At 70.5% G+C, this 14,407-nt stretch carries 11 protein-coding genes; 5 read left to right on the forward strand and 6 right to left on the reverse strand.

Annotated features, from left to right (window positions below; all coding sequences use genetic code 11):
* Positions 1-187: 187 nt before the first annotated feature.
* Together ABD289_RS10310 and ABD289_RS10315 are read right to left on the reverse strand one after the other, a co-directional pair.
* Positions 188-2,959 (reverse strand): FAD-binding and (Fe-S)-binding domain-containing protein, encoded by a 2,772-nt coding sequence (locus tag ABD289_RS10310; RefSeq protein ID WP_344129274.1) that lies wholly within the window; start codon positions 2,957-2,959, stop codon positions 188-190.
* A gap of 189 nt (positions 2,960-3,148) precedes the next feature.
* Complete coding sequence (locus ABD289_RS10315) at positions 3,149-3,346, reverse strand: hypothetical protein (protein ID WP_344129277.1); 198 nt, start codon at positions 3,344-3,346, stop codon at positions 3,149-3,151.
* Positions 3,347-3,600: 254 nt separating this feature from the next.
* On the opposite strand from ABD289_RS10315, the gene ABD289_RS10320 reads away from it, so the two are divergent.
* A complete protein-coding gene (locus ABD289_RS10320; protein ID WP_344129280.1) occupies positions 3,601-5,274 on the forward strand; it encodes an ABC transporter ATP-binding protein in 1,674 nt (557 codons plus the stop codon).
* Positions 5,271-7,010 (forward strand): ABC transporter ATP-binding protein, encoded by a 1,740-nt coding sequence (locus ABD289_RS10325; RefSeq protein ID WP_344129284.1) that lies wholly within the window; start codon positions 5,271-5,273, stop codon positions 7,008-7,010. The genes ABD289_RS10320 and ABD289_RS10325 overlap by 4 nt, the downstream gene beginning before the upstream one ends.
* A 22-nt stretch (positions 7,011-7,032) precedes the next feature.
* Here ABD289_RS10325 and ABD289_RS10330 read toward each other — a convergent pair whose 3' ends face one another.
* The 4 genes from ABD289_RS10330 to ABD289_RS10345 form a co-directional block, all read right to left on the reverse strand.
* Positions 7,033-7,854: an oxygenase MpaB family protein gene (locus ABD289_RS10330; RefSeq protein WP_344129287.1), complete on the reverse strand. Its 822-nt coding sequence runs from the start codon at positions 7,852-7,854 to the stop codon at positions 7,033-7,035.
* Between the two features lie 125 nt (positions 7,855-7,979).
* Positions 7,980-8,738, reverse strand: coding sequence for a pectate lyase (locus tag ABD289_RS10335; RefSeq protein WP_344129290.1), 759 nt, complete (start codon positions 8,736-8,738; stop codon positions 7,980-7,982).
* A gap of 84 nt (positions 8,739-8,822) precedes the next feature.
* Positions 8,823-10,259, reverse strand: coding sequence for a sugar porter family MFS transporter (locus ABD289_RS10340; protein ID WP_344129293.1), 1,437 nt, complete (start codon positions 10,257-10,259; stop codon positions 8,823-8,825).
* Positions 10,260-10,367: 108 nt separating this feature from the next.
* Positions 10,368-11,144, reverse strand: coding sequence for a glucose 1-dehydrogenase (locus ABD289_RS10345; protein ID WP_344129296.1), 777 nt, complete (start codon positions 11,142-11,144; stop codon positions 10,368-10,370).
* A 244-nt stretch (positions 11,145-11,388) separates the two neighbouring features.
* Between ABD289_RS10345 and ABD289_RS10350 the strand changes: the two genes are divergently transcribed.
* The 3 genes from ABD289_RS10350 (at position 11,389) to ABD289_RS10360 (ending at position 14,402) form a co-directional block, all read left to right on the forward strand.
* Positions 11,389-12,435: a LacI family DNA-binding transcriptional regulator gene (locus tag ABD289_RS10350; RefSeq protein ID WP_344129299.1), complete on the forward strand. Its 1,047-nt coding sequence runs from the start codon at positions 11,389-11,391 to the stop codon at positions 12,433-12,435.
* 72 nt (positions 12,436-12,507) lie between these two features.
* Positions 12,508-13,596: a mandelate racemase/muconate lactonizing enzyme family protein gene (locus ABD289_RS10355; RefSeq protein WP_344129302.1), complete on the forward strand. Its 1,089-nt coding sequence runs from the start codon at positions 12,508-12,510 to the stop codon at positions 13,594-13,596.
* Positions 13,597-13,625: 29 nt separating this feature from the next.
* On the forward strand, positions 13,626-14,402 hold the full coding sequence (locus ABD289_RS10360; RefSeq protein ID WP_344129305.1) for an enoyl-CoA hydratase-related protein: 777 nt from the start codon (positions 13,626-13,628) through the stop codon (positions 14,400-14,402).
* Positions 14,403-14,407 lie beyond the last annotated feature (5 nt).

Genomic DNA, 14,407 nt, shown 5'->3' on the forward strand with positions numbered 1-14,407 from the left:
TGCGCCGCCGGCGGGTTCTCGGACGGCGCGGACAGCCGCAGCGCCGTGCATCGCCCACGCTCAAGTCGAGGATCCCGCAACCCGGCGGCGTCCGAGAACCACTCCCGGCACCGCCGCGCAAACCCGAACTGAAACATCTCGCGAACCCGGTCGGGGCGCCCGCTCTCGAACGAGGGGCGCCCCGCCGTCACAGCCGGGAAGCGAGGAGTTCGGCCAGGTGCACCGACGGGACCCCGGCGAGGTCCTCGAGCTGATGGCTGCAGGACATGCCATCGGTGAGCACGACCGCGCCGGGGTGCTCGCGCACCGCGGGCAGCAGGTGCGTCTCGGCCACGGCCTTGGAAACGTCGTAGTGACCGTTCTCCATGCCGAAATTGCCCGCCAGCCCGCAACATCCGGACACCTTGGTGACCTCCGCCCCGGCGTCGGCCAGCAGTTTCTCGTCGGCGGACCAGCCCAGGACCGAGGCGTGGTGGCAGTGCGGCTGGGCGACCACCTCGACACCGGTCAGGTCCGGCGGCGTCCAGTCCGTCTCCGCGAGGAGTTCGGCGAGCGTGCGCACTCCGCCGGCCACCGTCGCGGCCCGCGGATCGTCGGTGAGTTCCGTAGCGTCGGAGCGCAACGTCGCCAGGCAGGACGGCTCCAAGCCGATCACCGGCACGCCGGACTCGACGTACGGAGCGAGCACCGCCGCGCTCTGCTCCACGATCGCGCGAGCGTCGTCGAGCTGACCGGTCGTCACCCAGGTCAAGCCGCAGCAGGCGTCCTGCTCGATGACCCTGGCCCGCAGCCCGGCCGCTTCCAGCAGCCGGATGGCGGCGTGCCCGCGATCCGGCAGGAAGTGATCGGTGAACGAGTCGGCCCAGATCCACACGTCCGGCTCGATGCGCGAGTAGTCCCGCGCGCCCGCGCGCAGCGTCTTCGGGGCGAAGGCCGGGATCGAACGCCGCTGATCGATGCCCGCGACCGCGCGCGCGACACCGGCGAGCGGTGGCAGTTTGAGCATCGCGTTGGCCACTTTGGCCAGCGGGGCGGTGAGCTTGGCCCAGCGCGGCAGCCTGCCGAGCGTGTAGTGGCTGCGCGGGCGCCGCTTGCCCCGGTAGGTCTGGTGCAGCGCCTCGGCCTTGTAGGTGGCCATGTCCACGCCGGTCGGGCAGTCCGAGGCGCACCCCTTGCAGGACAGGCAGAGGTCGAGCGCGTCGTGCACGGCCTGGTCCCCCAGCCCGTCGACGACCGAGCCGTCGAGTGCCTCCTGCAGCACGCGGGCGCGTCCGCGCGTCGAGTCCTTCTCCTCGCGAGTGGCCAAATAGGACGGACACATCACGCCACCCGTCTTGGGCGCCACGCACTTCCCGACACCGGTGCAGCGGTGCGCGGCCTCGGACAACGACCCGCCGTCGTGGATCAGGCGCAGCCCCGGGGTGATCGACCGGCTGGGCCGGTTCGCCCGGACGTCGTCGTCGATCGGCGCCGGGTCGACCAGCACTCCCGGATTGAGCGCGTTGCGCGGATCGCAGATCTCCTTGACCGCGCCGAAGAGCCGGATGGATTCCTCGTCGTACATCATCGGCAGCAGCTCCGAACGCGCCCGTCCGTCACCGTGCTCCCCGGACAACGAGCCCCCGTGCGCGCCGAGCCTGCGCGCGCAGGCCGTCATGAACTCGCGGAAGACCGCATTGCCCCGCGGATCTCCCGGTGCGAAGGGGAAGTCGATGCGCACGTGCACGCAGCCGTCGCCGAAGTGCCCGTACGGCACGCCGTGCAGCCCGTGCTCGACCAGCAGTTCCTCGAACTCGCGCAACCAGGCGCCCAGCCGCGGCGGCGGCACCGCGGCGTCCTCCCAACCCGGGTAGGCCGGGCTCTCCAGGCTGCGCGCGGCGAGCCCGGCGCCGTCCTCGCGGATGCGCCACAACGCGGCGGCCTCGCCGGGTTCGATGACCTCGCGGTGATCCAGCGCCTCGGACGCCTTGATCACGTCGCCTGCCAGGGAAGCCGACTCGGCGCCCGCCACTTCGACGAACAACCAGCCGCCACCGTGCGGCAGCGCCGGGACCAGGGTGCCGTTGGCCTTGGCGAGGTCGACGATCCGCGCGTCCAAGCCTTCGCAGGCGATCAGCCGTCCCGGAGCGGCGTCGAGGATCGCCGGTACGGCGTCGGCGGCCTCCGCCATCGACGGATACCCGAGCACCACCAGCCGCCGATGCGGTTCGTCCTCGACCAGCTCGACCGTCGCCTCCTGGACCATGCCCAGGGTCCCCTCGGAACCGACGAGGAACCGCTCGAGCCGTCGCCCCTGTTCGGGCAGCAGGTGCTCCAGCGAGTACCCGCTGACCTGCCGGGAGAACTGCCCGAACGCGGTGCGGATGTGCGCGAGGTGGTCGTCGGCGAGCGCTTCCAGTGCCACGCGCACCTTGGAGTGCTCGCCGGTGCGCGCGATCTCACCGGTGCCGAACACGACCCGCAGATCGGTGGTGTTGTCCGCCGTCCGGCCGTAGCCCAGTGCTCGGGACCCGCACGCGTTGTTGCCGATCATCCCGCCGACGGTGCAGCGGGTGTGCGTCGAGGGATCGGGACCGAAGCGCAGCCCGTGCGGCGCCGCGGCGCGCTGCAGCTGTGCGTGCACGACCCCGGGTTGCACCGTGGCGGTGCGGGACTCGGGATCGATCGTCAGGATCTCGTTGAGGTGGCGGTGCGTGTCGACCACGATGCCCGGTCCGACGGCGTTGCCCGCGATCGAAGTTCCCGCGCCCCGCATCGTCACCGCGATCCCCAGCTCGCGCGCGGCCTCCAGAATCGCGGGGAGCTCATCGGGATCGCGCGGTCGCGCCACCGCCTGCGGCACGACCCGGTACAACGAGGCGTCCGAGGAGTACAGCGCCCGCGTCAGGCTCGCATCCGACGCGTCCTCGACCCCGCGCCGCCGCAGCTCGCCCAGGATGTCGGTCGATTCCACGCCCATCACATGCTCCGCTCACGACGTCCGACTGCGTTTCCGGCCAGCAACGGCGCTGCCATCGCGAGCTTCGACGTGCGCGATTTTCCGCCGCACCTCGAACGTACGCATGACACCCGCGCCGAACGGGCCACGGCACGACTCTAGATCGACATTCGCGCAAGCGGGAGGGCGACGGCGATCAGGTGCGGTCGGTCAACTGCCGGGGTCGACTTCCTCGTCGGACCTGCGGTGCCGCCCCGGCTTCGGAACGACCGTCTCGGCCGGCGCGCCGCGGAGGGCTTGCCAGGCCTTGCTCTCGGGCATGCCGAGGTCGCCGGTCTGCAGCCAGGGCCGGACGTTGCGCGCCGCCACGAGGGACTCCGAGATGACGCCGCGACGGGAACTACTCATGCTGATCATGGTTCACGACCGCATCGCGCACCTGCCAGTACGACACGTCATCCGGTCGGATGATCTCTGCAGCTCGCGGCCGTCCTGGCCGACCTGCGCGGTTCGAATCGATTTCACTCGACACTGAAGCGATAGCTGGCACAAAGCCGTTTTGCGGCCCTCCTGGGTGAGCGGATCGGCCGCTCCCGGTCGACGTAGCCTTACCCGTCGGCACCGGGGCATCCCGGTCCGGGAGCGCGGAAGGACGAGAACCGATGGCGGCAGGAGCGCGGCACGGGGCGCTCGGCAGCGCGATCCGCGGGCAGTGGCGGCGGGTGAGCGCCAGCGCCGTGCTGTCCGCGCTGCACCAGGCGACCGAGGCGCTGGTCCCGGTGCTGATCGGGCTCGCCCTCGACGAGGCCGTGACCACCGGCTCGCTCGCTCGATTCGGGTCGCTGATCGTCGCCCTGGGCGCGGTCTTCCTCGGGATCGCGCTGAGCTTCCGATACGGCGCGCGGTTCGGCGAGCGCGCGTCATACCTCGCCGCCCACGAGTTGCGGATGGACCTCGCCCGGCGGGTGCTCGATCATCGGGGCGGCGCCGAATCCGGGAGACTGCCCGGCGAACTGGTCAACATCGCCACCAACGACGCCAAGCGCGTCGGAGCCGCCAACCTCGTCCTGCCGATCGGGCTGGCCGCCTGCTGCGGACTCCTGGTCGCCGCCGGCGCGCTGCTCCGGATCTCCCCGCAACTCGGATCGATCGTGCTGCTGGGCACTCCGCTGCTGCTGATCGTCGCGCACCTGCTGGGCAAACCGCTGGAACGGCGCAGCGACTCGGAGCAGGAACGCGCTGCGCAAGCCTCCGGGACGGCCGCCGACCTAGTCTCCGGGCTGCGCGTGCTCAAAGGCATCGGCGCGGTTTCCGCCGCGGTGGAGCGCTACCGCGACACCAGCAGGAACTCGCTGCAGGCCACCGTCCGGGCGGCGCACGCCAAGGCGTGGCACGACGGCGGCATGCTGGTGCTGACCGGCGTGCTGATCGCCGTGATCGCGCTGATCGGCGGCCGACTGGCCGCCCGGGGCGAGATCAGCGTCGGCGAGCTGGTCGCCGCCGTCGGACTGGCGCAGTTCCTGCTCGGTCCGCTGCAGACCTTCTCCTTCGTCAACGGCGAACTCGCCCTCGCCCGCGCTTCCGCCAAGCGCATCGACGCGGTCGTCGGCTCGCGGGCCGCCGTTCAGGCGGAGGAGGCCGCGCTGCCCGAGCTCCTTCGCGGCCATCTGCGGGTGCGCGACCTCACCGGCGGGCCGCTGCGCGGGATCGGCTTCGAAGTCGGGCCGGGCACGCTCACCGGCGTCGTCACCGGCGACCCGCGCGTGGCGAACGCCCTGGTGGACTGCCTGAGCCGCGAGGCCGATCCCGCGTCCGGTTCGATCGAGCTCGACGGCCGCGACATCACCACGCTCGACATCCCGCAGTTCCGCGCCGCGGTGCTCGTCGCCGCCCACGACGCCGACCTGTTCGAGGGTTCCCTGCTGGACAACGTCACCGCAGGCGAGCAGCGCTCGGGGATCGAGGCCTCGCTGACCGCCTCGGCTGCCGACGAGGTCGTGCGCACCCTGCCCGAGGGAGCCGACACCGCGCTGGCCGAACGGGGCCGCTCGCTGTCCGGCGGACAACGCCAGCGCGTCGCGCTGGCACGGGCGCTGGCCGCCGAAGCGCCCGTGCTCGTGCTGCACGACCCGACGACCGCGGTCGACGCGGTCACCGAAACCCGCATCGCCGATGGCATCCGGAGCGTTCGGTCCGGTCGCACCACCCTGCTGGTCGCCACCAGCCCGGTCCTGCTCGCCGTCACCGACTCCGTCGTGTTCCTGGACGACGGCGCGGTCGCCACGCACGACGAGCTGCTGGCCGACGAGCGCTACCGGTCGGTGGTGCTGCCGTGAGCCTGCTGCCCACCGCTGGCAACGAGCGCGCCCGCGCGGCCGTCGCCGACCTGCTGCGCCCGCAACTCCGGGTCGTGCTGCGCGCGTTCGCCCTGCTGCTGGCCGCCACGGGTCTCGGACTGCTGATCGCACCGCTGCTGGGACGGATCATCGACGTGGTCGCCGAAGGAGGCGAACCTGCGGCCATCACCGCGCCCGTCCTGCTGATCCTGTTCGCCGTGCTCGCCCAAGGCGTGCTCACCGCGCGCGGGCTCACGCGGGTCGCCGAGTTCGGCGAGTCCGCGCTGGCGACGTTGCGCGAGAAGTTCGTCGAGCGCGCGCTGGGGCTTCCCCTGGAACAGGTCGAACGAGCCGGTTCGGGAGATCTCACCTCGCGCGTGGCCAACGACGTCGGCACCGTCGGCCAGGCGGTGCGCTTCGCGCTGCCGGAACTCGCCCGCTCCGGGTTGACCATCGCGCTGACGCTGGTCGCGCTGGCCGTGCTGGACTGGCGGTTCGCCCTGGTCGCGCTGGTGGTGGCTCCGATCCACGTGGCGACCGTGCGCTGGTACCAGCGACGCGCGGCGCCGCTGTACGCCGAGCAGCGGGTGGCCACCGGGGCCCAGCAGCATCAGCTCCTGGACACCGTCGGCGGTGCCCGCACGGTCCGGGCGTTCGGTCTCACCGCGGCGCACCAGGAGCAGGTGCGCGGGCGTTCCCGGCGAGCGGCCGAGTTGATGCTGCGCGGCGTCGACCTGCTGACCGGGTTCTACAACCGGCTCAACCTCGCCGAGTTCATCGGGCTGGCGACCGTGCTCACCACCGGGTTCCTCCTGGTCTCGAACGGACTCGCCACGATCGGCACGGCCAGTGCCGCCGCGCTGTACTTCCACAACCTGTTCAACCCGATCAACGCCGCCCTGCGGCTGATCGACGATGCGCAGGTGGCGCTGGCCAGCCTGGTGCGCCTGGTCGGGGTCGCCGACCTCCCGGAAGAGCCCACGACTTCCGCGAGCGCGCCGCGCGCGGACGGCTCGATCAAGATCGCGGAGCTCGGGCACGAGTACCGCGGCGGCCACCCCGCGCTGGAGAGCGTCGACCTGGAAGTCCGGCCCGGTGAGCGGGTGGCGCTGGTCGGCGCGAGCGGCGCGGGCAAGACGACGCTGGCCAAGCTGATCGCCGGAGTTCACCTCCCGACGAGGGGTTCGATCCACATCGGCGGTATCGGTCTGGACGAGCTGGGCCCGGCCGTCGGCCGCGAGGTCGCGCTGCTGAGCCAGGAAGCTCATGTGTTCGCCGGTCCGCTGGCCGAGGACCTCCGGCTCGCCCGCCCGCAGGCGACCGAGCCGGAGCTGCGCGCGGCGCTGCACCGGGCAGGCGCGCTCGACTGGGCCGATGCGCTTCCCGACGGGCTCGAAACCGTGGTCGGCGACGGTGGGCACCGGCTCACCGCCGCGCAGGCCCGGCAACTCGCCCTCGCCCGGCTGGCGCTGAGCGAGCACCCCATCGCGATCCTGGACGAGGCCACCGCCGAAGCTGGCAGCGCAGGCGCCCGGGAGCTGGAGGCCGCTACCGAGCGGGTCCTCGGCGAGCGGACCGCGCTGGTGGTCGCGCACCGCCTCAGCCAAGCCGCCGCGTGCGACCGGATCGTGGTGCTCGACGCCGGACGCGTCGTCGAGGACGGCACGCACGCCGAGCTCGTCGCCGCCGATGGCCGCTACGCCCGGCTCTGGCGGACCTGGACCGACGCCCGCTGAACCGAATGCGCCCGCGGCCCGCTCAGACCAGCGGCAGGCCTGCGCGAACGCGGCGCCGCAGGTCCCAGAGGAAGAAGTTGAAGGGGAAGCGCCGCAACGGCCCCGGCAGCCGCAGCACGACGGCGCCCACGGCCCTGGTCGCCCGATCGAATCGGCGCTGGTCCCGCGCCGTCCAGGGCAGCCGCATCTGCTCGCGGAAGACGGGTGGCAGGAAACCCGTGCTGAGGAAGCGGTTCAGCCGCGCGAACGGGACCCGCAGCGGCGCGGGCAGGAAGCGCAGTTCGACGACTCCCACGAGATGCCTGCGCACCGGCTCGTCGATCCGGACCCGGTCGAGCTGCTCGTCCCAGTACGCGGCGAACGACGCGCGGTCGGCCGGCCAGACCTCCGGCCGCACTTGCAGCGTCGTGCCCAGCGAGGCCGCGTCCGCGTAGACGGCCTCCCGGTGCTCCTCGGACAACCGGCGCCCGAGCAACGCCTCGTAGCCGTCCTCGAAGCCCTTGTACAGGCACGCCGCGACCCACAGCTGCAGCTCGCGATCGAAAGCGCTGTACTCGACCGGGCTGTCGGCGCCGGAGCGGACGTGGGCGTGCGAGCGGTTGACGGCGCGCCGGTAGGCCCGCTTTTCCTCCTCGGTTCCCATGGTGGCCACCGAGAGGTAGGTGAAGGTGGTGCGCGCGCGTTTCCAGGGATGCAGGAAGAGATTCCCGGAGTCCACCGTGCTCTCCACGACCCCGTGCCCGACGCCGGGGCGGGCCAGCTGCATGACCACGTTCGCCGCGCCCGCCATCAGCCCGGCACCGACGATCACCTCGTCGAACGCGCGCGTCCCGCGCCGGGTCATGACAGCCTCCCCGACCTCGTCGTACCTGGTCAGGCTACCAAATCCGGCGCGATCGAGATCGGTCCCGAACCGGGCCGGCCCCCGGAGCATCCGTCCGAAGACCGGCCTGCCGATGCGCTACCCGATCACTCGTACCGGATCTCGGCGGGATCGTAGCGGCACTGATCGCTGGGACCGCTGCCGATCTCCCCCGGTTCGCCGTCGGTGACGCCCTCGTACCAGACGCAGATGTCCATCCCGCTGTCGCCGACGACGGTGATGTCGTCGAAAGTGGCCGTGTCGCCGTAGTTGACGTTGATCCCGGCGAGCGCGGTGCCGGGCGCGGTGGCCGTGATCCCGGAGAGCTCCACGTGCCGTTCGGTCGGGTTGCTGCTGCAGTTGCCGCACGAGCGGTAGAGCTTGCCGAAATCGGACACCTCGAAGTTCCGGATGATCATCGTTCCGGGACCGTTGTGCTGGAACACCTTGTCGTCGGCGGCCGCGGCGCTACCGCCTTCGACGGTCATGGTCGCGGCCGGATCATCGGCGGCGAACGTGGCCGCGTCCTCGCCCACGTCCTCCCACACCACGTTGCTCAGCGTGCAGCTGCCCAGGCAGTGCACCCCGTCAGCCGCGGGCGCCCCGAGCACCACATTGGACAGTCGAGCGCCATCGGCGAGCTCGAAAATCGGCCCCTGGTCCTCGCCCTGGCCACCATCGCCGAGGTCGCCGGTTCCGTAGTAGCGCTCCCCCGCGCCGTCGAAGGTCTCCCCCGCCGCGACCTGGATCGTCTCGCCCACCGGGTGATCGGCTCGCGAATCGGCGGACGCGGTACCGGCGGCGGTCATGGCCAACCCCAGTGCGGCGAAACCCGCCACCAGCCGTCGAGAAAATCTACCGGACATCATCGTCCTCCCTGTAGAACAGCCAACCCGATCAACCTAGGAAAGCGCTATCCATCAGGTCAACACACCAATGGCGCAACGTCTTCACCGGACGGCATCGCGACCGCTATCGATCGCACCCCTGGAGACCTCGTCCAGGTTCGCCTTGAACCGGCCACGCCGCAGCAACGCCCGCTCGATCTCCTCCAATCCGCGACCGTTGGTCTCCGGCACCAGGAAGTAGACGAAGACCCAGCACAGCACGTTCATCAATGCGTAGATCGCGAACAGGCCGGTCCGGCCGATGGCCTCGATGGTGCTCAGCGCGGTCAACGCGATCAGGAGATCGAACACCCAGACGGTCACCGACGCGAGGCTCATCGCCAGCCCTCGCACCGAGAGCGGGAACACCTCCGGCCCGATCAGCCAGACCACGACCTGAATGCTGCCGCCGTTGAACGCGATGTAGGCGAGCAGGCCGATCACGACCACCCATTGCATCTCCGGTGAGAGCCCCGGCGACAGGAACGCCGATGCGAGCACCGCCATGCTCATCGCCGAACCCGGCAATAGCCACAGCAGGATCCGCCGCCGCCCGAGCCGGTCGACCAACAGCGTGCCGAGCGCGGCCGAAACGACCAGCGCGATGCCCACGCCGATACCGGTGAGCAGCGCAGCCGAGTCACCGAAGCCGGCATCGGTGAGCATCGTCGGCGCGTAGTAGACCATCGCGTTGATCCCGGTCAGCTGCGAGAACATCGCGATGCCGAAGCCGACCACGAGAGCCGGCCGCACCCAGCCCTTCAGCAATTCACGTCGCCCGCCATCGCCTTCGTTGCGTTCGATCTCCCGAATCTCACCGAGCTCCGCCTCGGTGTCCGCGTCCTCCGCGCGCACACGGGCGAGCACGCGGCGCGCTTCGTCGACCCGGCCCCGTTTGATCAACCACTGCGGTGTTTCCGGGAGGAAGAGCATCCCGAGGTAGAGCACGACCGCGGGGATCGCCGCCAGCGCGAACATCCAGCGCCAGCCCCCGTTCTCGGCCAGCCCGTAGCCGACCACGTAGGAGAGCAGCTGGCCGACGGCGACCATGAGCTGGAAAAACACCATGAGCCCGCCGCGGATGCGCGCCGGGGACAGCTCCGCGATGTAGACCGGAACCATTCCGGAAGCTCCGCCGACGGAAAGTCCGAGCACGAAACGGACCAGGATCAGCGATCCGACGTTGGGCGCCAGGGCCGCGAACACCGCGCCCGCGGCGAACACCACTGCCACGGCGAACAGGATTCTCCGCCGCCCGAACCTGTCCGCCAATCCGCCCGCGACCAGCGCCCCGACGATGGCGCCGACCAGGATCATGCTGGTCACGAGCTCTTTCATCTGCGCGTTGAGCGCGAAGTCCTCGCTGATCACCAACAGCGCGCTGGAGATGATGCCGGTGTCGTAGCCGAACAGCAGACCACCCAGCGCCGAGACCCCGGCGATCAGGTAGACGATGGGATTGCCACTGGCCGGACCGTTTCCGCGATCGGTCGGGGGCATGTCGAGATCCTTTCCGGCTGCATCGTTGAAGCCAGGGGCCGCGCGGCCGTCGGAACCCGCAGGCAGCGGGTTCCGCTCAGGAGCGAAACTCGTAGCTGCACGCCCGCTTCACGAAGTGACCAAGCCGCCGTCGACGTTGTAGGTCTGACCGGTGATGTAGTCCGAGCCCTCTCCCGCGAGGAAAACCGCCAGCGGCACCACGTCGGCGGGCTGCTCCGCCCGGCCGAGCGGAATGCTCTCGGACACGTCGGCGAAGTGCTGCCCGGGTTCCTTGCCGAGCAGCTCGCCGAACTGCCGATCGACGTCCTTCCAATACGGCGTGTCGACCACCCCGGGCGCCATCGCGTTCACCTGAACGCCGTGCGGCGCGGCGGCCAGAGCGACCGACTGGGTAATCGAGATGACCGCGGCCTTCGAAGCGCAATAGGCGGCGACCAACGCCTCGCCGCGACGTCCGGCGATGCTGGCCAGGTTGACGATCTTGCCGCGGCCCTGCCGCCGCATCGGCTCAAGGGCGGCCTGACTGCAGAAGAACAACCCGGTGACGTTGATCGAGAAGATCCGTTCCCACTCCTGCTGAGTGGTCTCCCACACCGGCTTGATCAACCCGACCCCGGCGTTGTTGACGAGCCCGTCGAGACGCCCGTGCTCCTCGACCACGCGCGAGACGAGATCTCTGGAGTCGGCCGGGTCGGCCACGTCGAGCCGTTCGGCCTGAGCACTGCCGCCCGACGACTCGATCTCCTCGACGACTCCCGCACCGCCGCGCTCGTCGAGATCGGCGACAACGACGTGCGCTCCCTCCGCGGCGTAGCCGAGCGCCATGGCCCGGCCCATGCCGGAAGCCGCGCCGGTGATGATGGTGATCTTGCCCCGCAGCTGCATGGCCTTCTCCTCGGTAGTCGACGTCGATGAACCGCAGCGCCGCGCGGTCGAGATGAGCGCTCCGCCCGAGTTCAACTTGTGAGCCCGGTCTCACCGGGCCCGTCGGGACGGCAGTAAACGATGGAAAACAGCCGGCCCGCAAGACCCCTGCGGGCACTTTTTTCCATCGTTTACTGAAGCACGAGGTAGAGTGGGCGCATCAGTGGATCCGCTCGCCGCGGGTCTGGGCGACAGGAGTACGCGCGTGTCAGATCCCGAGCCCCGGCCGAACGGGGATTCCGGAGCGGTGGCGACCAGCCTCAAGGACGTCGCCGCGCGGGCCGGTGTCTCGATCAAGACGGTGTCCAATGTGCTCAACGACCGCCCGCACATCTCCGCCGGTACGCGAGAACGCGTGCAGCAGGCGGTCACCGAACTCGACTACCGCCCGAACCCGGCCGCCAAGCTGCTCAAGAACGCGCGGACCGGGATCATCGCCCTGGCCGTGCCCGACATCGAGCTCCCCTACTTCGCCGAGCTGGCCGCCGCCGTGCAACGCGCCGCCGAGCGAATCGGGCGCACGGTCCTGCTGGACCAGACCGGCGGCGACCCGGAGAAGGAGCTGATGGCTGCCAAGGGCTTCCGGGCACACCTGATCGACGGCTTGATCCTCAGCCCGCTGGCGCTGCAGCCCGAACAACTGCGCGAGTGCGCGAGTTCGCGGCCAACGGTGCTGCTCGGCGAGCGCTTCTACGACGCGGCGGTCGACCACATCGCCATCGACAACATCACCGCGGGCAGGCAAGCCGTCCAGCACCTGCTCTCGCGAGGATTCCGCCGGATAGCGATGATCGGCGAGGACGACTTCTACCGAGGCCCCGTCGCACTGCGCAAGCAGGGCTATCTCGAGGCCCTGACTGCCGCGGGTATCGAGCCGGACCCGGTGTTGATGCGTCCGGCGGGCCATTTTCGGCGGTTTGACGGGATGCGCGCCATGGACGAGCTGCTGGCTGCAGGAACGCCGTTCGACGCGGTCTTCGCGTTCAACGACACGCTCGCGCTGGGCGCCATGCGATCGCTGGCCGACCACGGCTTGCGCGTGCCCGAGGACCTGGCCGTGGTCGGGTTCGACGACATCGAAGAAGGCCGCTACAGCACACCCCGGTTGACCACCGTCTCACCCGACAAGACCGGCATCGCCGAGTTGGCCCTCGAGCGTCTCGCCGGTCGGTTGTCCGGGGATCTCACTGCCGAGCCCGGCTTCGTCCCCGCAGCCCACCGATTGGAGGTGCGGGAGAGCAGCGGGGGTTGACGATTCGCCTTCGAGGCCGGAGCCTTCCGCAAAACTGCTTTGCCCCAAGCATTTCCACTGCAGGAGGTGGCCATGGCCGGTATCGAGTCCGTCCGCGCGGACCTGTACCGCATCCCGCTGTCGACCGCGCTCACCGATAGCACCCATGGCTCGATGGTCGACTTCGAGCTGATCGCGGTCCGGGTGCGCGACGAAGACGGCGTCGAAGGGCTCGGCTACACCTACACCGTGCACACCGGTGGCACCGCGATCCGCGCGATGATCTCCGACTACCTCTCCCCTGTCCTGCGAGGGCGGGATGCAGATCTCGTCGAACGCCGGTGGCAGGACATGTGGTGGGCGCTGCACTACGCGGGACGCGGCGGTCACGTGACCTCGGCGATCTCAGCGGTGGACATCGCGTTGTGGGATCTCAAGGCGATCCGCGCATCGGTTCCGCTCTGGCGACTGTTCGGCGGTTACGACCCGCAGGTGCCCGTCTACGCGGGCGGAATCGACCTGGAACTCCCGCTGCCGGAGTTGCTGGCGCAGTCAGATCGATTCCAGGACGACGGTTTTCGGGCGATCAAGATGAAGGTGGGCCGCCCCGATCTGCGCGAGGACGTGGCGCGGGTGGCCGCGATGCGCGAGCACCTCGGCGCGGACTTCCCGCTGATGGCCGATGCGAACATGAAGTGGACCGGCCAGCAGGCGGTGCGCGCCGCTCGCGTGCTGGAACCCCACGACCTGGTCTGGCTCGAGGAACCGACGGTTCCCGAGGACTTGGAGGGACACGCGCGGGTCGTGCGCGAGACCGGCTGCGCGGTCGCCAGCGGCGAGAACCTGCACACGCTCGACGAGTTCCGGCGAACCATCGAGGCCGGAGCGGTGACGCATCCGGAGCCGGACGTGAGCAACTGCGGCGGTTTCACCGTCTTCCGCCGGATCTGCGCGCTGGCCGAGGCCCACCAGCTTCCGGTGACCTCGCACGGCGTGCACGACCTCACCGTGCACGCCCTGGCCGCGGCGCCCAACCGGACCTACATGGAGGCCCACGGCTTCGGCCTCGAGGACTACCAGGCGCAGCCGCTCCGTCCCCGCGACGGCGTGGTGCAGGCGCCGGAACGCCCGGGACACGGCGTCGACCTGGACTTCGATCGCCTGGAGGCGCTCCGAACGTGACCCGGCGTTCGCGCTAGTACGGTGCGGGCATGGGTGACTACGCGCACATCCTGAGCAAGCGCGACGAGGACGTCGTCACGATCACGATGAACCGGCCGAGCAGGCGGAACTCGCTGTCCGAGGAGCACCTGTCCGAGCTGCTGGCCGCTTTCCGCGAGGCCGGCGAGACCGATGCCGCGGGAATCGTGCTCGCCGGCGAAGGTCCGGTTTTCTCCGCAGGGCACGACTTCGGTGACGTGGCCGAGCGCGATCTCGCCGGGGTGCGGGAGCTGCTCGAGCTGTGCACCGCGCTGATGGACGCGATCCAGTCCGCTCCGCAGGTGGTGCTCGCCCGGGTGCACGGGCTGGCGACCGCAGCGGGCTGCCAGCTGGTCGGCGCGTGCGATCTCGCGGTCGCCGCCGAGTCGGCCGGTTTCGCGCTGCCCGGCGGCAAGGGCGGGTGGTTCTGCCACACCCCATCGGTTCCGGTCGCTCGGAACATCGGCCGCAAGCGGCTCATGGAGATGGCGCTGACCGGCGATGTCATCGATGCGGCCACGGCACTGGAGTGGGGACTCGTCAACCGGGTCGTGCCCGATGCCGACCTGGACGACGCCGTCACCGAGCTGCTCGGGCGCGCCACCCGGGGCAGCCGAGCCAGCAAGGCGCTGGGCAAGCAGACCCTCTACGCCCAGCTCGGCCGCCCCGAGCGGGACGCCTACGCCATCGCCGTGGAGGTCATGGCGGAGGCTTCGCAACTCGCCGACGCGCAGGAGGGCATGGCCGCGTTCCTGGACAAGCGCCAGCCCGAGTGGCCGCAGAACTGACGTGG

Origin of the sequence: Saccharopolyspora halophila, assembly GCF_039531955.1 — a bacterium.
Taxonomy (GTDB): domain Bacteria; phylum Actinomycetota; class Actinomycetes; order Mycobacteriales; family Pseudonocardiaceae; genus Saccharopolyspora; species Saccharopolyspora halophila.